The following is a 19656-nucleotide window of genomic DNA, read 5'->3' on the forward strand; positions in this document are numbered from 1 at the left end:
GGATTTTCAAGCCTCGTCGGTGTTCGCGGGCTCGCGGCCTTCAGTCGGCGCATCCACCAGATTGAACTGGATCTGCTTTCTTTCGTCGTCGACGCCGGAGAAGGTCACAGTCACGGGTTGTTCCAACTGGAACGTACGGCCGTTCTTGTTGTGAACCAAGCGCAACGTAACGGGATCGAAGCTGAACTTACCTTCAAGTGTCTTGCAGCTCACGAACCCTTCCAGGCCGTTGGCGTCCAGCCGTACAAAGAACCCAGCAGGTGTTGTGCGGCTGATCACGCCAGTCATCGAGTCCTCGCCAAGGGTTTTCGCAAAATCGCTCTTGAGCCAGCTTTCAAGGCTGTTGGCTGCTTGGCGGGCGCGGATCTGGGTCTGTTGCAGTTCGGCCAGTTGGTCATCGTTGAGCTCGTTCAGCGATTCCTGCCACAGGATCGACTTGATCAGCCGATGCACGTGGAAGTCGCTGAACTTGCGAAGTGGCGACGTGAACGTGGTGTAGGCGGCCAGCCCCATGCCCTGGTGGGGGGCGGGCGTGAACGACAGCTCGGCGCGGGCAAGCTGGCGGGAAATAATGGCTTTGATAGGAACCTCTGCGTCCAGCCCGTCGGTCTGCTTCATCAGGTCGCGGAAGCCTGCGGCGCTGGTGGCGTCGATATCGGCGAGCTGTGGGGCATAGCCTTCCAGCAAGGCGCGGACGTTGTCGGTGCGGTCGTCCCGCAAACCGGGATGCTGGATAAACAGCCCCTTGTCACGTTGCCCCAGGAAGTCGGCCGCGCAGCGGTTGGCGGCGATCATGCATTCTTCCACCAGGCGATGGGCCTCGTTCTGAACCGAGGGCTCGATCAGCCGTATCCGGCGATTCTCGTCCAGGCGCAGCCGGAATTCGGGGCGGTCACCGTTCACCAGTGCGTGCTCGTTTCGCCATTTGCGCAGAGCGGTGGCGATCTGGTGGAGCTGGTCGAGGCTGTTGGAAACGGTATCCGGAAGCGCCTTGATATCGTCGTCTTCCCGGCCTTCGATCAGGTTGGAGACCAGTTCATAACTGAGTTTGCCGTGGGAGCGAATCACTGCCTGATGAAATTGATAGTCGCCGAGGCTGCCATCGTTGTTCACCTGAAGGTCGCAGACCAGTGCCAGGCGCTTGGTGTCCGGCATTAACGAACACAGGCGGGTACTGAGGGTATCCGGCAGCATGGGCAGTGGTTCGCCGGGAAAATAGATGGCGGTGGCGCGGCGAAAGGCCTCCTGCTCGGCAGGGCTGCCCGGCTCGATAACAGCCGTCGGGTCAGCAATGGCAATGGACAGTTTCCAGCCAGTGGCGTTGGGCTCTGCCAGCAGGGCATCGTCCATGTCCTGGGTGCCGGGGCTGTCGATGGTCACATAGGGCTGGTCGGTGCGATCGTCCCGGCCTTCGCTTTTTGCGTCAACGGCTGATTCATCCAGCGCACTGGCCTGTTTCTGCACGGCGTCAGGCCAGGTGTCTGGCAGGTGGAAGGTGGCAACGGTGAGTGCGCGTTCGATGCCGGTATCACCGGCTTTGCCGAGGACCTTCAGGATCTTTGCCTGGCCTTTGCCATCCTTGATCGGATGTTTGTGAATCTGGCAGTAGATGTAATCGTCGGGCTCGGCACCCTGGCGTTCTTTCGGCGGTATGAAGATCCAGCGGTTGATGCCGGGGGTTTCCGGCACCACGAAGTGGCCTTTACCTTTCACCAGATAGCGACCAACGAACGTGTCCAGACTGGTGTCCAGCAGCTCGTCGATCATGCCCTGGGTCTTGCCTTTGTCACCCTCTTCCTCGGTGATCTTGACGCGGTCACCGGGCAGCACTTTCTGCATTTCTTCCGGTGGCAGGAAGACGTCTCGCCCCTCATCCAGCGCAACAAAGCCGAAACGCCCATTGGTGGCTTTGACGGTACCCGGAAAGACAACCTTGTTTTCCTCGATATTGGTTTTCAGCTGGCGCAACTGGCTGAGGGCGTCGGCATTGAGCATGAACAGAACCTGGCTGGATAAAATTTGAGTGTCGCTGCGGAGTATACCGGTTATGGCGGTATGAGTCAGACCATGTTACGCGGGGTTAATTTCCTGGCCTGATCCATCCGTGATAAGCACTTTATTCCGCCCCTGCTGTTTCACACGGTAAAGCGCCTGATCGGCCTGTCGCAGAATGGTGTCAACGTCGTCACCGGGCTGGCAGAGGTACCCGCCCACGCTAACGGTCACCGGCGTGCCGGTGCGAATGCTGTCCCTTTCGATGGTTTCGCGTATCCGCGCGGCAATCTGGCACAGCGTATCTTCATCGCAGGGCGAGAGCACCACCACGAATTCGTCGCCGCCCCAGCGGCCGGGGTGGTCGTAGGGCCGCACGCCGGCCTTGAGCCACAGTGCCACGCGGCAGAGAATGTCGTCACCGGCCTGATGGCCAAGCTCGTCGTTGATGGCCTTGAAGTGGTCAATGTCCAGCCAGATCAGACCAAAGCCCGTGTTCTGTCGTTTTGCCCGCTGTATTTCTTCATCCAGGGCTTCGTCCAGACCACGGCGGTTCTTCAGCCCGGTAAGGGCGTCAACACGCGCCAGCCTGTTCAGCTCGTCAGTACGTTGCGCAACCTTCCGTTCCAGTTCGCGGGTTGAATGCTCGAGGGTGTCGGTCATTGTCTCGAAATGACTGGCAAGCCGGCCGATCTCGTTGTCCGGTTTTTCCAGGTGCGGAAGCGCAAAGCTGCCACCTCGAACCTTCTCAACCGCACTCTCAAGGCTGACGAGGGGTTTGAGGATGCGCGAACGGATAATCAGATGGAACAGGATCAGGGTGACCAGCAAACTGGTCAGGAACACGGCAACCAGAGGCCATAGGTAACTGCGGGGCAGGAGCGTTTCAAGATCCAGCAGGGTGATCTCGAACCAGCCGATGGCAGGTAGGAAGGCCACGCCAGCCAGGTGTTTTCGGCCGTCCACGGTCACAAAGCTACTCTCCACGGCACCGGTGGCGCCGCCCCGGTTTTTCAGAAGTTGCAGCATGCCGAGCACCTTCTGCTTGTCTTCCGGGTTATCAAACAGCAGGTCGACGGTGCTTTTCTGGCCTTCGGGTTTGATGATGCTGGCAAAGTCGATGTAGTTGCGGTCGCGGTAGAGCTGTATCGCGCCGTTGTAGTCCACGAACAGGGTGGTGATCCCCTCCTGGTCAATATCCACGATATCCTGCAGGAACGCGTCCAGGTCCAGGCCGGTACCGACCATGCCGACGATGCGATCTTCCTCATCCCGCATCAGCACGTCGATCCAGAGTTTGGTCACACCGAGTTCGGTATCGGGGTTTACGTTCAGATGAAAGTTGCGGCCTTCCTCAATCAGTTGGAAGAACCAGGCATCTTCGGGTTTGTCGGGGTCCAGGATGTAGCGGAACTGATCATTCGCAAATTCGTTGTTGGCATTGTTGTAGTAGTAGCGGCGGGAATCACGGAGGGCGACGAAATAACTGTTGTCGCGGAAATTGCTCCGGAAGCTTTCCATTTCGCGTATGGCGTCGCTTTGTAACGCCTTATCTTCCGGTGAGGTAGCCCAGTTGACCAGCGTGGAGGAGTCGGCCATCTGGCGGGCGAGCCCGATTTCCCGTTCCAGGGATTGCAGCAGGCGGGCGCTGTCATAGCGCACCTGTATTTCGGCAACCTGCTGCCCCCAGCGCTCGATGATGTCGTCTGAAAGCTCACGATACGCGAGCCAGGAGGCGACTGAGGCGATGATCATCAGAGCCGCTGCCAGGCCCAGTAGTCGGGTTTTCAGGCTCAAAAGCTTTCCTTATGCACAGTCTGGATCTATCTGGAAGGTATGATAGAGCAGGCATAGCAAAGTGTGTAGGAAAACTAGTTGTGTTCTGCGAAGACTTTGGTCTGGCCGCTGTCGTTGAACATCAACACCTGATAGTGGTCCTTGCGGCCCCCCACTTCCATGCCGGGTGAGCCAGCCGGCATGCCGGGCACCGACAGACCCTTTGCTTTCGGGGCCTGGGCGATCAACCGGTGAATGTCGTTGGCGGGCACATGACCTTCAATCACATAGTCGCCAACAAACGCGGTGTGGCAACTGGCGAGTGACGGTGTCAGGCCGGCGTCGATCTTTATCGGATTCAGGTTATTGGTTTCAGTGACTTCCACCTTGAAACCATTTTCCTTCAGGTGGTCCACCCAATCCGTGCAGCAACCGCAGGTCGGTGACTTGTAGACATGGATGTCTTTCAGCCCGTCTTCGGCCTGTAACTGACCGTTCAAGCCGACGGTTGCGACGAGGCCAAGGGCCAACAGTTGTTTTTTCATGATGTTACCTCAATGATGATGGCTGTGATCGTGGTTTGGTTCTCCGCCGCCAGAGGGTGACAACCAGAACCACCAGACGATGGCGGCCATCAGGATCAGTCCTCCGGCATTGACCAGAAGTGCGTTCATTGGTTCCCCTCCTTGCCTGCGTTACTGGTGGTTTTGAACAGTCGCAGCCGGTTGGCGTTGGTAACGACCGTGACCGACGACAGCGACATCGCGGCGCCGGCCAGTATCGGGCTCATCAGAATCCCCCACACTGGGTAAAGCAGTCCGGCCGCGACGGGTATGCCCAACGAGTTGTAGGCAAAGGCGCCGAACAGGTTCTGATGGATGTTGCGTACCGTGGCCCGGGATATCTCAATGGCGTCGGCAACGCCGTGGAGAGAGCCCCGCATCAGCGTAATACCGGCGCTTTCAATGGCGACATCGGTGCCGGTGCCAATGGCAAAGCCAACGTCCGCCGCTGCAAGGGCAGGCGCATCGTTGATGCCGTCGCCTACCATTGCCACGGTATAACCTTTGCCCCGCATCTCGCTGACGATGGTGGCCTTGTCTTCCGGCAGAACTTCAGCGCGGTAATCGTCGATCCCGGTTTTCTCGGCAATGGCCCTGGCGGTGCCGTCGACGTCGCCAGTCACCATCATCACCCGGATGCCGGCGTCGTGCAGTCGCCGTATGGCGGCTTCCGAATCCTGTTTCACCGCATCGGCGACGCCGACCACTCCCAGCGCCTGATTGCCCAGGGCCAGGAACAGTGGGGTTCCGGCCTCGGCGGTGATGGCATTGGCCTCCTCCTGCAGTTCGGCCAGATCAATGTTCTCGCTCTCCAGCCAGCGGCGGTTGCCCAGGCGCGCGGTTTGTCCATCCAGCTCGCCCTGCACGCCTTTGCCGTTGAGGGCTTCGAAGCGGGTGACATTGTCCGGCGTTGCCCCTTGGTCCTTCGCCTTCGCCATAATGGCTTCGGCCAACGGGTGCTCCGAGTGTTGTTCCAGACCGGCGGCCAGGGCCAGCAACCTGCCGGTATCGCCGTCGGTGGCATGGAAACGGGTGACGGCCGGGTGACCCTCGGTAATGGTGCCAGTCTTGTCCAGGATCACCAGATCCAGCTTGCCGGCCGTCTGCAGGGCGTCCCCCTGGCGAATCAGTGCGCCGTATTCGGCGGCCTTTCCGACGCCCACCATCACTGACATAGGCGTGGCAAGCCCAAGGGCACAGGGGCAGGCGATGATCAGAACTGTTGTCGCGGCCACCATCATGTGAACCACGGCCGGTTCCGGCCCGACGTTGTACCAGACCAGTGCCGATACCACGGCAATCAGCATCACGCTGGGTACGAAAATCGAGGAAATCCTGTCTGCCAGGCGGCCGATAGCGGGCTTGGAGCCCTGGGCCTTTTTCACCAAACGGATGATTTGTGCGAGGGCGGTTTCGCTGCCGACGCGGGTGGCCTTGTAGATAATGGAGCCATGGGTGTTGATGGTGCCGGCGGACACTTCGTCGCCCTCGCCCTTGCTGACAGGCATGGGCTCGCCGGTGAGCATGCTTTCATCAACGCGGGTGCTGCCTTCGGTAATCTCCCCGTCCACCGGGAGTTTTTCACCCGGACGAACGCGGATATGATCACCCGCCCGAACCTGTTCCACCGGCAGATCTTGCTCCTCGCCATCACGGATTACGCGGGCGGTTTTTGCTCGCAGGTCCAACAGCCGACGCACGGCTTCCGAGGTCTTGCCCTTGGCGCGAAGCTCCAGTGCCTGCCCCAGATTGATCAGGCCGATAATCATCGCCGACGCCTCAAAATACACGTGCCGTGCCATTTCCGGCAGTGCATCCGGGATGCTGGCTACCGTCATGGAATAGACCCAGGCAGTGCCGGTCCCCAAGGCGATCAGCGTATCCATGTTGGCATTGTGGTGCCGGAACGCTTTCCACGCTCCGGAGAAAAAGTGACCACCGGTGACAGCCATGACGCCCAGGGTGACCACGCCAAGGGTCAGCCAGATCGGTTGGTTCTCGCTGGTCACCATCATGGTGCCGAAACCCATGCCCCAGATCATCAGGCCGAGACCGAGTCCCAGACTGACAGCCATCTTCACCAGCAGGGTCTTGTACTGCTTACGATCCTCCTCCTGCTTGCGGTCGTCCGCCGCGTCAGGGTCTTCGATTTGGCTGGCTCCATAGCCGGAGCTTTCCACCGCCCTGATCAGAGCCTGAGGGTCAGCATGCCCGGTCGCTGTGGCAGTTCGGTCGGCCAGGTTCATGTGAGCGCCGGTGATGCCGTCCACCGACTTCAGGGCGCTCTCAATCGTATTCACGCAGGAGGCACAGTTGGCGCCGGTAACGGCCAGTTGAATCTGGCCGTCGTTCAAATCGGTTTTCTCATTCATCGAGCCTTACTCCTTCCAACCGTCGTCCGGCAGGGATTCATCCCAATGTTCAATCAGCCTGCAAATCGTGTGTCCGTCCGGTGTGCCGTCCGGCATATCCTGCCAGGCGGACAGCGCGGCGGTCATACGACTACGCAGTTGCTGTAACTCGGCAATCTCACGCTCCACTTCCACCAGCCGCTGCTGGAACACGTCCCGCACCATCGGGCAGGGCGAATGATGGTCATCTGCCTGCTCCAGAATCTGTCGTATTTCCGGCAGTGAAAACCCGAGTTGCCGGGCTTTGCGGGCAAATCGTAACCGCCGCAGGTCTTCGGAATCGTATTGCTGGTAGTTGTTGTCCGGGTTCCGCGTGGGCTTCAGCAACCCCTCACGGGTATAAAACCGAACGGTGTCCGGGTTAACCCCGGCGCCAATAGCGATCTCTTTGACTTTCATAACGTTGCCGGCCATCCCGAACGTCGAACAAGTGAGTGGAAGGTATCTGTTTCCAAAACTGTGCGGAGCCATGGATGGCGGAGCCCAAGCGTCACATGGATGTGCCGCAGGAGCGTGTTTTGGAAACAGATACCTTTCAATCACGAACAGGCACCCAATGTCGGGTACCACCAGGCATTGCATTAGGAATAGACTAAAACCTATGAGCTACTCACAGGTCAAAGGTTTTTCAGGAAGAGTTTTTAGCGCGCAGGAAAGTGCCACAGGCTTTGCACTGGTCCGGGGCCATCAGCTTGGCCTGCCAGCCAATCTTCTGCCCACAGGCGGGACATGCAAGACGCAGTTGCAGAATGATAATGGGGGTAACTAAAGCGGCAATCAGAAGTCCCAGCGGCCCCCAGCTGTCGCCACTGGACAGCCCGAGCTGGCTACTGAAGACCAGAACAATGACCAGCGAGAAGAACGCGAAAATAAAGTAACGCTTGTTCCAGGCTTCCCACCGTCGCAGACGGACATCCTGTTCCGCCGTCAGATACTTTGAACTCATGAGGCCACACCTTGAAAATGAATACGGCAATAGTGGTGAATTGCGGCACTCATTTCAATCAGCTACCAACCGGCGTGTCGATTTCCAGCAAACCAGCGCTCAGCGCTCGCTCCAGTTCGCCTGCCGGAATCGGGCGGCTGATCAGGTAACCCTGAATCAGATCGCAGCGGTGATTCTTGAGGAAAGTCAGCTGCTCATGGGTTTCCACGCCCTCCGCCACCACCTGGATGCCTAGGTTATGGGCCAGGTTAATCACCGCGCGGGTAATCACTGCGTCGTCGTGGCGCTCGGTAACGTCGGTAATGAAGGAGCGGTCGATCTTCAGCAGGTCCACTGGGAAATCCCGCAGGTAACCCAGCGAAGAGTAACCCACGCCGAAGTCATCAATGGCCAGGTGCACGCCCAGCTTGTGTAGCTTGGTCAGCTGGTTCAGGTTGTGCTCGATATTCTGGATGAAGATCTCTTCGGTCAGCTCCACCTCCAGCCGGCTCGCTGGAACGCCATTGCTTTCCAGCGCTTCCTGGATATGGTCGACAATGCTTTCGTCATCCAGTTCGCGCCCAGAGAGATTCACCGCGATGCGCAGATGGGAGTAGGGGCCTTTCTGCCATTTCGCCAGTTGCCGACAGGCGGCCATGACCACCCAGCGACCAATGTCGGTAATGCGGCCGCTTTCCTCCGCCAGGGGAATGAAGTCCACTGGTGGCAACAGGCCTCGGCGAGGATGCTGCCAGCGTATCAAAGCCTCCACGCTGTTGATGGACGAGTCGTTGAGATCCAGTTGCGGTTGGAAATAGAGCACGAACTCGTCGTTGGCCAGCGCGTGGTTAAGATCCTTGTCCAGTTCCAGGCGCATGACCTCCCGGTCCTGCATGCCCTCGGTGTAAAACTGATAGGTGTTGCGGCCCTGTTCCTTGGCCCGGTAGAGAGCCACATCGGCATTGCGCAGTAAGGTATCGGCATCCAGGCCACTCTGGGGATAGACAGCCACGCCCATGGTTGCGGTAATGCTGTGTTCCTCACCCTGCACGGCAAACGGCTCTTCGAAGCATTGCTTGATCTGGCCCAGCAGATTGATTACATCATCAATGTTTTCAACATGCTGCTGGCACACCATGAACTCATCGCCGCCGGAATAGGCCACCATCACTTTCTCGTCGCTCAGGGCATTCAGGCGTTCAGCGACTTTGATGAGCAGTTCGTCGCCGAATTGATGGCCGAGAGAATCGTTGAGCGTTTGGAACCGGTCCAGGTCGATCATCACCAGCGCTGCCTGGCGCATCTGACGGTCAGCGATGCTTAGGGTGTGCGCCAGGTCTTCCATGAAAAAACGGCGATTGGCGAGGCCGGTCAGGGCGTCGGTGGTTTCCAGGCGAGCGAGATCTTTTTGCACCGCCTGACGTTGGCTGATTTCCGCATCCAGCTCCCGGCGGGTTCTCAGCAGTGCATGGTTGCGCTTGAGAGTCAGCTGTACCAGGAGTGTGGTAAGGCTGGTCAGCAGGCCCATGAACAGCATGACGATGAAGGTCACAAATGGCCAGCGGCTGCGTTGTTCCTCAACCCACGAGATGGAGGGGGTTACCGCCAGTGTCCAATCGAGTGTTGGCAGGTCAACATCCAGGGTGCGGGAGAACCTGGAGTCTGTTTCCATTGAATCGTTAAGCACGTAGGCGGGGTCGCCTTTTTCCCGGATTTCGATGTGGAAGGAGGTCAGGGCGCGGTTGGAAAGCATGTAATTAGCCAGGGTTTCCATCCGGAACACTCCGGCAATAAAGCCGTTGTTGGCGTCACCGGTGGATATGGGCGCATAGATGACCATGCCCTTGCCGCCCTGCTTCAGATCAATGACGCCAGATATATCCAGATCACCGGTCATCTGTGCTTTCTGAAGCGAAGCACGCCGCTCCGGGGAGAAGGCCACATTGAAACCAATTGCGTCTTCGTTACCTTCGATCGGTACCATCCAGCGGATGACATAATCGCGGTCAATCCACTCGATCGCCTGGTAGACGCCAAAATCTGACAGGTATCGGCGGGCGTCTTGCTCCCAGATTTCTTTTGGCGTGTCCGGTAAGGCTTCAAATCGTTTCGCCATGCGGCTGATGGAGTTTGCGTGAACACGGAATTCCCGCTCCAGCCGCTTTGCCATGGAACTGGCCTCGCTGCCAAGATTGGACTGGATTTGGGTGTGGTCCTGTTTTTCGATGCCGTACTGCAGAACCAGGGCGATTCCCAGGAACACCAGGAAAATCAGTGCCGGAAACGCCGGGTTCAGCAGTCCCCTCACGAACAGGGTTAGCGCCGATGCAGGTTTGTCCACAAAATGCTCCGGTTGATGAGGTGAGTGACTAACATATCGGCCGTATTCATCTAATTATGAGGGATAAACGCTATGATCTGTTACCAATTGCTGAATCCTTCCCTTCAGTGAAATTCCGAAAGCGCCATCCGGCAACGGATGGTGAATCGCTTGCTGCTCTTCGGTTGTCGGGTTTGCCAGGTCAACGATTCGGGGAGGGACCGGCTTTTTGTTGGCATCCATCAGTATCTCAATCCTGGGTTTGAGTTTTTTACCCGGGTGCACGGTCACGATAAGGGCCACTTCCCCGCTGTTGAGCTCCACCAGTGTTCCAGGTGGATAAATGCCCACCATGCGAATAAAGGCTTCTACCATGTCAGCATCGAACTGCCGGCCGCGATTGCGGTATAGAATGCGGATGGCGTCAGATGCCGGAATTCCGTCGCGGTAGCAGCGGTCACTGGTCATGGCATCGAACGCGTCAACGATGGAGACCAGCCTGGCAAAGCGGCTGATCTGCCATTCCTCCAGTTGTTGCGGATAGCCGCGGCCATCCAGACGCTCATGGTGGTGACGGGTCACGTCCCCGATAATCGGATCCAGCTTCGGGTCAGAGCTCAGCAGCTCATAGCCGAACGTCGTGTGCTGTTGCATGATCGCATATTCAGCCGGGCTCAGAGCGCCAGGTTTATTAAGAATTTCGTCAGGAACCTTAAGCTTGCCCAGGTCGTGAAGCAGTCCGCACATACCGGCAATTTCCAGGTCCTCGTCGGGCAGTCCCAGAAAGCGTGCGAAGGCAACGGTAAAGATGGCCACCCGCAAACAGTGTTCCGCGGTATAGGCGTCGCGGGACTTGATGCGGCTCATCCAGAACATTGCACTGGCGTTGGCTTTGATACTTTCCACGCATTCCCGGATAACCGGGCGGGCGTCTTGCAGGTTCAGATCATTGCCCCGTTCAATGGCAAGGGTGATCTGTTCCACGAATGCCTGGGTCTTGCCCCATACCTGGTTGGCGCGGGGGATCTCTTCCGCGAGGGAGCGGGTTTCCGGAAGTGGGGTAGCCGTGCGCTGTTTGTGACTGGTGACCCTTGCCAGGGCCTCAGCCAACACTTGCTCGTCGCCTTCAACCAGCGCCCATTCGCAGTACTGACGGAGTATGCGAGCCTGGTGGTCGTTCTCAAGAGTGAAACCCTGGAACAGTACGGGCACTTCGATCCAGGGTCGGTCCAGCTTGACGATGCGCATGCCGTAAGTCAGCAGATCGACGGGCAGACGGACGCGCTCAACTCTGGTTTGGGCGTCAGGGTCAAGCAAACCTGCCTGCGAACGGGCAATCGGTTTTCGTGAAGGTGGTGTGCTGGTTTTACGTCGGAACCACATGGCTCTGCCAGTCTTCTGATTGTCTGGCTAGATTATGGCAGAAGTGTTGCGGTCAGAACAGGATGGCGGGAATCCTGTCTGTGGGCGACAGCTTAGCCTGGCGGCCGCGACACCGTGGGCACGCCAAGGCGGGGGATTTCCTGCTTGGGGCACCGGTCCATCACGACCGTTACACCGGCCTGTTCAGCTCTCTGAGCACCCGCTTCGTTGATAACGCCGATTTGCATCCAGATAACGGGAATGCCCAGCTCAATCGAGGAGTCGATGACGGAGTCGGTATGGCTCGTTGCGAGAAACAGATCCGCCATGTCCACCGCTACTGGAATGTCTGCCAGGTTGGCGTACGCGGTTTCCCCCAGCACCGACCTGCCAGCAAGCCTTGGGTTCACCGGAATCACCCGGTAGCCTCGGCTCTGCAGATAGGCCATCACCTCATTGCTGGGGCGGTTGGGTTTATCGCTGGCCCCAACAAGCGCTATGGTGCCAACATCGCGCAGGATAGAGTAAATTGTTGTTGGTGTACTGACTGGCATAATGCGTTCAACGTTGGTAGCGGTTTTGCGGAAACATAATACTCAAAGCTCGGAGTTTATATCTAAAAGCTTGCATATATTACTATCCCTGTTCAAGATTTTTGTCACCCTACCCCTTCCGGTAACTACTTAAAGGAACGAATTATGGCAACGCTGACAATGCTGGGAGTTGGCCACTCCGAAGCGCTCAAGCATTGGAACAATAATGCAATGGTGGAAGCGGGTGGTCGGAGATTATTGATTGACGCGGGCTATACGATTAAGTTTGCGCTTCAAGATCTGGGGTTGGGTCTGGCCGATGTACACGCGGTTTTTATTACTCATGCCCATGCCGACCATTGTTTTGGTCTGGAGCGATTAGGATACGAGTGCCGTTTTCAGCATGGTTTTCGTCCTACTCTATATCTGCCGCCTGGAGTGTATGAGGAGCTGTGGGAGCATACATTGAAGGGTGTCATGGGGCAGGTTGGTGAGGGGCCTGCTGAGTTGGACGATTTCTTTGATGTGGTTTTGCTGGAAGACATGAGCTTTGAGTTTGAGGGCATCCAGTTTCAGCTGTTCCAGAATCAGCATACTCCGCAAAAGCCATCGTACGGCCTGTTTATCAACAACCACCTGATGTTCAGTGGCGATACACGACCGATTCCTGATCTGGTCGAAAAATTCACTCCCGAGGTCATTCTTCACGATGCAACGCTGTCGGACTGGAATCCTGTTCATGCCTCGGTACGTGAACTCAGGGAAACCTATCCCTTTGAGGTGCGCCAACGCATGCATCTGATGAGTTACGAGGACAACTTTGAACAGCACCGGCTCGAAGTGGAAAGCGAGTTTGCCGGTTTCGTGAGGCAGGGACAGGAATTTGCGCTTTGACTGACGAATTGGTGTTTGCGCAGGTACTCCATTCGGATCTGAATGCCGGTCGCTTCCTTGTACTTGTGACACACGATCAGCGTCTGTGTTACAGCCACTGGCGACCGTTTCAGCAGAAAGGGTTTCCAGCAGTGGCCGTTGGCCAAGGGTTCGAGGTGCGCCTGGGGAAGGATCGCCGGGACGGAGAGACCCTGGTGGTGCGCGAGGTGCTGACTCAATGCGCCCCTCCTGACATCACCGTGCGCAGCGATGGTCGTGAAGCACCAGCAGACGAACCGTGGCCTGTTGGGGAAGCCGAATTTCTGTCCGTCCTGGACGATTTTCATGGCGTCGTTGTCATCGCGAACAGGGTGCTGGATGGCTCTGAACAATCCGACATGAACGTGGCTGGATCGCTGGTATTGATCAACTGCCGGGTATTGGGAGACTTTCGTTGGATTCGTGCCAGGTTTGCCGGCAGCCTGTGGTGCCTGAACTGCAAATTCGACAATCATTTCAGTTTAAAGTCCGGGCACCTGAACGGCAGCGTACTGATGTTTGGTTGTGATTTCAGCGGTGCGGGAGGGGTTTCCTTCCGTGGGCTACAAGCCTGCTCGTTGCTTATGGAGTTTGGCACTCGTGGCAGTGATGACATGCTCTGGCTTAACGAGATGACGTTGACAGGATGCTTGGCACTCAACGGCACCTTTGATGCTCCGGTTCAGCTGATGGCGATTCAGGATGATGCGCCTGTGAATACGTCGCCCTCTCTGGGGCAGGTTTTTATCGGCCGTCAAAGCTATCAGGCCGAACAGCTCAGCAAAAACAGCTTCAATGGCGGGTTGCATATCGCTGGTTACACGGTGTCTGGTGATATCGAGATTCATCGTACTCACCTGCAACACCTGCGGCTTACCGGCATAGAGGCAAACACACTTCTGGTGCAAAATTGCGAGTTGGTTGCAGATTTGTGTATGGATCGGATTCAGGTGATGAATGAGGACGCCGGTATTGCCATCCGGGACACATTGGTTGGGCGTCGCCTGAAGATAACGGGGCGCCATTTGCGTGGGCGATGCAGTTTGAACGGCTCCTCGGTAGGCCAGGCTTGGATAGTGGAGCTGGAAGCGCCAGAGGAGGGTACGCCAAGTGTGGACCTGACACGTTTTCATGCTGACCAGGCGTGGTTTGATCCGATCTCGCTGATCTACGGGCCCACTCAACGACGTCGTGCCATGACCCCGCCCCCTTTTGGTTTGCTGGCGCGGGCCGATGTCAGTAATCCGGGCGAGGATGATCGCCGCCACCTGGCAGAAGCCTACACGCAGTTCAAAAACTGGATGTCTGCCACAGGGCATTTGCGTGAAGAGGATCATGCATTTTTCCACATGCGGCACTATAAAGAGGCAAGTCGCTCACGCCGTTACTTGCTTGGTGGTATGTTTGGCTGGGGGATACGTCTTCGCAACATTCTGGCGGCAGCGTTGATGATATCCTTGATGTTTTCAGCCATGTTTGTGGCACTGGGCGTTGGGTCTGGTGAGGCGGTCATGTTGAGCCTCCAGAGTTTTATCAGCAGCTTTTATGGCAACTGGAGTAGCCCCACCCCTCCTGCTACCGGGATCATGTCAATACTGGTAACGCTAGAGTCGATGATCGGTGTGCTCTTCGTGACCGTACTTGTTGGTGCATACATCCGAAAACTGCTGAGATAACCTGATCATGTGGTATCTGTGTGGGTTGGGCAGCAACATCAGGCCCGAGACGAATTTGGCAATCGCCATTGACCGATTGCTGGCCGATTATGGCTCACTGTGGCTTTCGCCAGTTATTTCCACGTTTCCCGAGGGTATTGATACCGAGCGGTCGTTTCTCAATGCACTGGTCATTGTATTCAGCCCGCAATCCCCGCAGCATCTTAAAAGCAGCTTTAACCATCTGGAGGAAACTCTCGGGCGTGATCGCTCTGATCCGCTCAGTAGCCGCAAGGACCGAACCATTGATATCGATATTCTCGAGCACAGTGACAACGGATTTTTTAGCGGGGAGCAGATTGGCGAGCGTTACTATCGGAACTTATTCAACGACAGGTTTGATGCGTCATTCCTGTCTACGATTACCGTGCGCGGCCATTCCTTGGGCAAGACGCCGACCACCATCTACCGGAATTTGTGCGCCAGTGATGAAATCGTTGTCCAGCAAGGCCAACAATTGAATAACCACGGCGTCAAATCCACCCTCGCAGGCCAGTAAGGTTTCCGACATCACCTGTTGTCTCTGGTTTTCGGTATGACGAGGCAGGAAACCAATGGGGCCCGGCATGATGGCATTCACCCTGACGGTCGGCGCCAGTAGCGCCGCGTAGCTGAGAGTGGCATTGGCAAGCGCCGCCTTTGATGCGCAATACGCTGCGTAGTGTGGGTTCGGCCGTTCAGTGAATATATCCGTTATGTTCACGATCAGAGACGGGCGCTGATGTTCCTGGGCAGCCATCTCCAGATGTTTCGAGAGCCCATCCATTAACTGTATTGCCGCCGTGCAGTTGATTTGAAACAGGCGCGCTGCTTGTATGACCCGCGCCTTTAGGTCCGGGGCGTCCGGTTCAAACTCTGATGCGTTGTTTATCAACAAACTGATAGTGGCAGTTTGTTGCGCAACTTCGTCGATTGCGGCCTGAAGCGACACCGGATCACTGAGATCAACTGCGATTGCGGTCGCACCACGTCGGACAAGATCTTCAATATCGACGGTATGGGTGCGATAGAGGGCAACCACCTGAAAGCCTCGCTGAATCAGGGCGTCGCTTATATGGTAACCAAGTCTGCGCCCGGCACCGGTGACCACAGCAACTGGCTTAGTTGTCATGTGCTCAGTTCCGTTGATTCAGAAGTTGGAGGAATTCGGCCCGCGTAGCTTGTGACTTGCGAAATGCGCCGAGCATCACCGATGTTTTCATCCTCGAGTTTTGCTTCTCCACACCACGCATCATCATGCACATGTGTTGGGCTTCGATAACCACAGCAACGCCGTTGGCATCGGTTACAGATTCTACGGCTTCCGCAATCTCGCGGGTCAGATTTTCCTGGATCTGTAGGCGACGGGCGTACATATCAACAATGCGAGCAAACTTAGACAGGCCAAGCACCTTGCCCTGTGGCAGGTAGGCAATGTGGCACTTCCCGATAAACGGCAGCATATGGTGCTCGCACATGCTGTACAGCTCAATGTCCTGAACCACGACCATTTCGTCCATGGCGGACTCGAAAACCGCGTTATTGACCAATGTATCCAGGCTTTGCTTGTAACCCTGCGTCAGGAACTGCATAGCCTTGGCTGCCCGTATGGGGGTGTCCTGAAGTCCCTCGCGATCAGGGTTTTCGCCCAGGCCTGCAATGATCTGCTGAAAATGGCTGGCCAGGTCGTCGAGCTTGTTGGTCATAGTCGCTTCCGGTTAAATGAATCAGTTCAGGGCGAAAGCTTAAGGGAATTTGCCCGCGCCCTCCAGATTTACGACCACACAGGGCGAAAAGACCACCCCGGAACGCTCTGGTTCGCAAATTGTCGGACCAGATCTGGCAGGGGCGGTTGGTTTGATTTAGAGTTTCAGTCTCAGGCTGGTTTCAGGAAACCGCAATGGAACAGGTAATACCGGGAGTTCGGGGTGCCGCCCCCGGCGCAGGGAATGCGACACTGGAATGGTGGCAACAGGAGGGCAAGTGGTTTTCCTATGGCGGCCACGCGATCTTCAGCAGAATGGCGGGCCAGGGCGATCCCGTGGTTTTGCTGCATGGCTTTCCGACGGCCAGCTGGGACTGGAGCCGGCTGTGGCCAATGCTGCAGCAGCATCACAGCTTGTTCACCCTCGACATGCTGGGCTTTGGCTTTTCCGATAAGCCGGCACTCTACGACTACAGCATCGAAGACCAGGCCGACATGTTCGAGGGCTGGATCGCCGGTCTGGGATTGAAGACAGTCAGTCTGTTCGCCCACGATTATGGCGGCAGCGTGGCCCAGGAACTGTTGGCCAGGGATCAGGAAGGGTTACTGCCTTTCTCCATCGCCCGGGTCGGCTTTCTCAACGGCGCCCTGTTTCCGGAAGTCCACAGCCCACTGTTAATTCAGAAGCTCCTGGGCAGCCCTCTCGGTGGCCTGATCAGTCGCGGTCTCACCCGTCGTACCTTCGAACGCAACTTCCGGCGTCTGTTTGGCCCGGAGACCCCGCCGTCACGGAAAGATATGGATGACTTCTGGTACCTGTTGACCTACAACAATGGCCGCGGAATTCTGCATAACCTGATTCACTTCATGGAAGAGCGCCGTTGCCATCGTAACCGCTGGGTGGGTGCCTTACAGAAGGCAGAACAGCCAATGAGGCTGATCTCGGGTGTGGCGGACCCGGTGTCCGGTTCCGCTATGGCCAGACGTTACCGGGAGCTGGTGCCGAACGCGGACGTGGTGAGCCTTCGCAACGTCGGTCACTACCCTCATTTCGAATCTACCGGTGAGGTGTATCGGGCGTGGCGGGACTTCTGCAAGCAGTCGGAGTAAGGCCCGAGGTGCTACAGGTCGTTGGCCAACGCTTTGTCTTCAGTATCTTCGGGTGGTTGCTCGTGCGGTCTCCTGGCGGCGCTGACTACTTGGTTACGGCCTCTCGCCTTGGCTTCGTAGAGTGCCTGATCCGCCCGATTCAGCCAGACCGACCAGGTTTCACCCTTGCCGACTTCCGCCACACTCGCGCTGGCTGTGATCTGTATCCCTTCTACGAACGGGCGGGCACTGATGCTGGTCAGCAATTCCCGCGCGACTTTGTCAGCATCCTTCTGGCGGGTTTCCGGTAGTACCAGCATGAATTCCTCACCGCCAATACGGAACAGACGGTCGCTCTCTCTCAGCCGCCTGCCAATCCGCAGTGTCAGCTCCTGCAGCACCTTGTCACCGGCCAGGTGGCCCCAACGATCGTTGATCATCTTGAAGTAATCCAGATCCAGCAATATGAGACTGGACACTCGCTCGTATCGCTCACGCATCTGGATTTGGCCGTTGAGAATATCCGCCAATTGCGAGCGGTTGAGGCAGCCGGTCAGGGGATCGGTGGTGGCCAGGCGAGTCAGCTCGACCTGCAGGCGGCCCACCAGCCAGGCAAAGATCATCACGAATAGGCAGGTCAGGCCGAGGGAAAAGGTGATACGCCAGAAATCCGCTTCTGGAAACGTAATAAACGACACAACGGACATGCTGACTACAAACACGATATTGCTGGCGGTGGCCTCCTTCAACGGAAGCAAAAAAAACAGTGCGGCGGCAGCCGGGTATGCCCAGTACAGCCCGGCGTGGCCATTGATCAGGGTGGAATACACCGCGCAGACCACTGCCAATGTCGGGAACAGGCGCCCCTGGAGAAAATAGACACCGCGGAATCGAAGGAATGCAATAACGGCCACTGCATTCAGGCAGAACAGAATAAGAAGCGATGCCAGCAGAACATTGCCTTTTTGCCATTGCACCATCACCAGCGGAGCGACGGCAATAAAAGCCCAGAAATGCAGGTGATAGACGATCTGACGCTTAAAACCAATCACGGCCAGGGTGGGGTTGGTGGCCAGGTTGTCTGTAGTGGCAAGAGGATTCACAGCACACTCCCGCTGTTTGTGGTGGGCCCGCATTCCTTGATCCGGGCTTTTGCAAAGTCTAGCACGGCCTTCACGGGAAGGTAGTTGGTTTTACACCTTTCAACGGGCGAGAATCGCGCTCTGGCTGCCGGGAGCCCAGTTCGCTAAACTGGCGGGCTCGGAACAAGGAGCCGTTATGAGCGCAGTACACACCCGTTCTCCCGCATTGACCATACGCGCCGGCCGCCGTGCTTTTGAGCGGTTGCGGGAGCAACCGTTTGCGGCGGGCGACGTGCACGTCATCCCTGGCGCAGCGGGTGGCCCGAAGGCGTTGGGCATTTCCGGCCTGGATAAAGCCATCTTTGGGGACTTTCTGCCCAGGGCGCCACAGGAGCGCTCGCTGATTGGCTCTTCCATTGGCAGTTGGCGATTTGCAGCGGTGGCCTCGACGGATGACCCCAAGGCGCAGCTGGCCCGGCTGGCGGACCTCTACACATCCCAGCGCTTCGCCAAAGGCGTCAGCATGGCGGAAGTCAGCCGCAAGAGTGTGTTGTTTCTGGAAGAACTGCTGGGGGGCCATGAAGACCACATTCTCAATCATCCCTGGTACCGCCTGAACGTTGTTGTGGTTCGCAGCCGCGGCATGCTGGAGCACGATACCAGGGGGCGCCTCAGTCTGGGTCTGATGAATGCCATCAGTGCCAACCTGGTCAGCCGCCGACATCTGGGCCGGTTCATGGAGCGGGGCATCATCCATGATGCGCGAGTGAAAGCACCCCTGGCCAAGCTGGTGGATTTTCCCAGCCATGAAGTGCCATTGAGCCGCGATAACCTGATGTCAGCGCTGCTTGCGTCTGCGTCCATACCCATGGTGATGTCCGGTGTCCGCAACATTCCCGGCGCTCCTGATGGGTTATATCGGGACGGGGGCCTGTTGGATTACCATCTTGACCTGCCGTACGAACAGCCCGGGGTGATCCTCTATCCCCACTTCACCGATAAGGTGGTTCCGGGCTGGTTCGACAAAACCCTGCCCTGGCGTCGCGGCGATGCCACCCGGCTGCAGGATGTACTGTTGGTGTCACCCTCCCCGGAATACCTGGAATCCCTGCCAGACCGGAAACTGCCAGACCGGAAGGACTTCGAGCGCTACATCGGAGACGACGCTGGCCGCGAGCGCGCGTGGCGCAAGGCGATTGCCGAAAGCGACCGGTTGGGCGACGAGTTCATGGAATTGGTGGAATCCGGGCGTCTGAAGGACGTCATTCGACCTCTGGATGGGAAGCGCTGAG

Annotated in this window: 16 protein-coding genes and 1 pseudogene; 5 read left to right on the plus strand and 12 right to left on the minus strand. The window is 57.3% G+C overall.

From position 1 onward, the window contains the following. Positions 1-6: 6 nt before the first annotated feature. The 9 genes from B2590_RS09250 to B2590_RS09290 form a co-directional block, all read right to left on the minus strand. Positions 7-1995, minus strand: a complete 1989-nt coding sequence (locus tag B2590_RS09250) for a ribonuclease R family protein (protein ID WP_286811006.1) — start codon at positions 1993-1995, stop codon at positions 7-9. 75 nt (positions 1996-2070) lie between these two features. Beyond that, positions 2071-3789 (minus strand): sensor domain-containing diguanylate cyclase, encoded by a 1719-nt coding sequence (locus B2590_RS09255; RefSeq protein ID WP_075194687.1) that lies wholly within the window; start codon positions 3787-3789, stop codon positions 2071-2073. A 74-nt stretch (positions 3790-3863) separates the two neighbouring features. Further along, on the minus strand, positions 3864-4313 hold the full coding sequence (locus B2590_RS09260; RefSeq protein ID WP_273065945.1) for a DUF411 domain-containing protein: 450 nt from the start codon (positions 4311-4313) through the stop codon (positions 3864-3866). Between the two features lie 125 nt (positions 4314-4438). Next, a complete protein-coding gene (locus B2590_RS09265; RefSeq protein ID WP_273065942.1) occupies positions 4439-6703 on the minus strand; it encodes a heavy metal translocating P-type ATPase in 2265 nt (754 codons plus the stop codon). A gap of 6 nt (positions 6704-6709) precedes the next feature. Beyond that, positions 6710-7141: a MerR family transcriptional regulator gene (locus tag B2590_RS09270; protein WP_036212011.1), complete on the minus strand. Its 432-nt coding sequence runs from the start codon at positions 7139-7141 to the stop codon at positions 6710-6712. A 229-nt stretch (positions 7142-7370) separates the two neighbouring features. Then, positions 7371-7688, minus strand: a complete 318-nt coding sequence (locus tag B2590_RS09275) for a hypothetical protein (protein WP_036211429.1) — start codon at positions 7686-7688, stop codon at positions 7371-7373. 58 nt (positions 7689-7746) lie between these two features. Continuing rightward, on the minus strand, positions 7747-10008 hold the full coding sequence (locus B2590_RS09280) for a bifunctional diguanylate cyclase/phosphodiesterase (RefSeq protein WP_041332983.1): 2262 nt from the start codon (positions 10006-10008) through the stop codon (positions 7747-7749). 54 nt (positions 10009-10062) lie between these two features. Then, positions 10063-11370, minus strand: a complete 1308-nt coding sequence (locus tag B2590_RS09285) for an HD-GYP domain-containing protein (RefSeq protein WP_052479403.1) — start codon at positions 11368-11370, stop codon at positions 10063-10065. A gap of 92 nt (positions 11371-11462) precedes the next feature. Then, entirely contained in the window at positions 11463-11903 is a 441-nt protein-coding gene (locus B2590_RS09290; protein WP_041332984.1) for a CoA-binding protein, read from the minus strand. A 144-nt stretch (positions 11904-12047) separates the two neighbouring features. Here B2590_RS09290 and B2590_RS09295 point away from each other — a divergent pair, with 144 nt between their 5' ends. From B2590_RS09295 to B2590_RS19260, 3 genes and pseudogenes are all read left to right on the plus strand, one after another. Continuing rightward, entirely contained in the window at positions 12048-12776 is a 729-nt protein-coding gene (locus tag B2590_RS09295; protein WP_041332986.1) for an MBL fold metallo-hydrolase, read from the plus strand. Beyond that, entirely contained in the window at positions 12773-14470 is a 1698-nt protein-coding gene (locus B2590_RS09300) for a hypothetical protein (RefSeq protein ID WP_041332989.1), read from the plus strand. Before B2590_RS09295 ends, B2590_RS09300 begins: the two co-directional genes overlap by 4 nt. A gap of 7 nt (positions 14471-14477) precedes the next feature. Continuing rightward, positions 14478-14762 (plus strand): annotated as a pseudogene (locus B2590_RS19260) (2-amino-4-hydroxy-6-hydroxymethyldihydropteridine diphosphokinase); the annotation flags it as partial. Positions 14763-14855: 93 nt separating this feature from the next. Here B2590_RS19260 and B2590_RS09305 read toward each other — a convergent pair. Further along, positions 14856-15620 (minus strand): SDR family NAD(P)-dependent oxidoreductase, encoded by a 765-nt coding sequence (locus B2590_RS09305; protein ID WP_052479404.1) that lies wholly within the window; start codon positions 15618-15620, stop codon positions 14856-14858. Positions 15621-15624: 4 nt separating this feature from the next. Next, the gene (folE, locus tag B2590_RS09310; protein ID WP_041332990.1) at positions 15625-16194 is read right to left on the minus strand and encodes a GTP cyclohydrolase I FolE; all 570 of its coding nucleotides are present in this window, start codon (positions 16192-16194) and stop codon (positions 15625-15627) included. A 194-nt stretch (positions 16195-16388) separates the two neighbouring features. Between folE and B2590_RS09315 the strand changes: the two genes are divergently transcribed. Next, positions 16389-17303: an alpha/beta fold hydrolase gene (locus B2590_RS09315; protein ID WP_036211414.1), complete on the plus strand. Its 915-nt coding sequence runs from the start codon at positions 16389-16391 to the stop codon at positions 17301-17303. An 11-nt stretch (positions 17304-17314) separates the two neighbouring features. Here the strand turns inward: B2590_RS09315 and B2590_RS09320 are convergent, their stop codons facing one another. After that, a complete protein-coding gene (locus B2590_RS09320; RefSeq protein ID WP_174447629.1) occupies positions 17315-18385 on the minus strand; it encodes a GGDEF domain-containing protein in 1071 nt (356 codons plus the stop codon). Positions 18386-18560: 175 nt separating this feature from the next. Here B2590_RS09320 and B2590_RS09325 point away from each other — a divergent pair, with 175 nt between their 5' ends. After that, the gene (locus B2590_RS09325) at positions 18561-19655 is read left to right on the plus strand and encodes a patatin-like phospholipase family protein (protein ID WP_041332993.1); all 1095 of its coding nucleotides are present in this window, start codon (positions 18561-18563) and stop codon (positions 19653-19655) included. Position 19656 lies beyond the last annotated feature (1 nt).

The sequence above is a fragment of the Marinobacter sp. UBA3604 genome (assembly GCF_002375325.1).
GTDB lineage: Bacteria > Pseudomonadota > Gammaproteobacteria > Pseudomonadales > Oleiphilaceae > Marinobacter > Marinobacter salarius.

What these genes read in the sequence shown, in the direction of transcription:
- folE (WP_041332990.1), bottom strand. Translation starts at nt 16,194, where the DNA reads ATGACCAACAAGCTCGACGACCTGGCCAGCCATTTTCAGCAGATCATT.
- B2590_RS09290 (WP_041332984.1), bottom strand. Translation starts at nt 11,903, where the DNA reads ATGCCAGTCAGTACACCAACAACAATTTACTCTATCCTGCGCGATGTT.
- B2590_RS09305 (WP_052479404.1), bottom strand. Translation starts at nt 15,620, where the DNA reads ATGACAACTAAGCCAGTTGCTGTGGTCACCGGTGCCGGGCGCAGACTT.
- B2590_RS09315 (WP_036211414.1), top strand. Translation starts at nt 16,389, where the DNA reads ATGGAACAGGTAATACCGGGAGTTCGGGGTGCCGCCCCCGGCGCAGGG.
- B2590_RS09260 (WP_273065945.1), bottom strand. Translation starts at nt 4,313, where the DNA reads ATGAAAAAACAACTGTTGGCCCTTGGCCTCGTCGCAACCGTCGGCTTG.
- B2590_RS09275 (WP_036211429.1), bottom strand. Translation starts at nt 7,688, where the DNA reads ATGAGTTCAAAGTATCTGACGGCGGAACAGGATGTCCGTCTGCGACGG.
- B2590_RS09285 (WP_052479403.1), bottom strand. Translation starts at nt 11,370, where the DNA reads ATGTGGTTCCGACGTAAAACCAGCACACCACCTTCACGAAAACCGATT.
- B2590_RS09295 (WP_041332986.1), top strand. Translation starts at nt 12,048, where the DNA reads ATGGCAACGCTGACAATGCTGGGAGTTGGCCACTCCGAAGCGCTCAAG.
- B2590_RS09265 (WP_273065942.1), bottom strand. Translation starts at nt 6,703, where the DNA reads ATGAATGAGAAAACCGATTTGAACGACGGCCAGATTCAACTGGCCGTT.
- B2590_RS09250 (WP_286811006.1), bottom strand. Translation starts at nt 1,995, where the DNA reads ATGCTCAATGCCGACGCCCTCAGCCAGTTGCGCCAGCTGAAAACCAAT.
- B2590_RS09270 (WP_036212011.1), bottom strand. Translation starts at nt 7,141, where the DNA reads ATGAAAGTCAAAGAGATCGCTATTGGCGCCGGGGTTAACCCGGACACC.
- B2590_RS09325 (WP_041332993.1), top strand. Translation starts at nt 18,561, where the DNA reads ATGAGCGCAGTACACACCCGTTCTCCCGCATTGACCATACGCGCCGGC.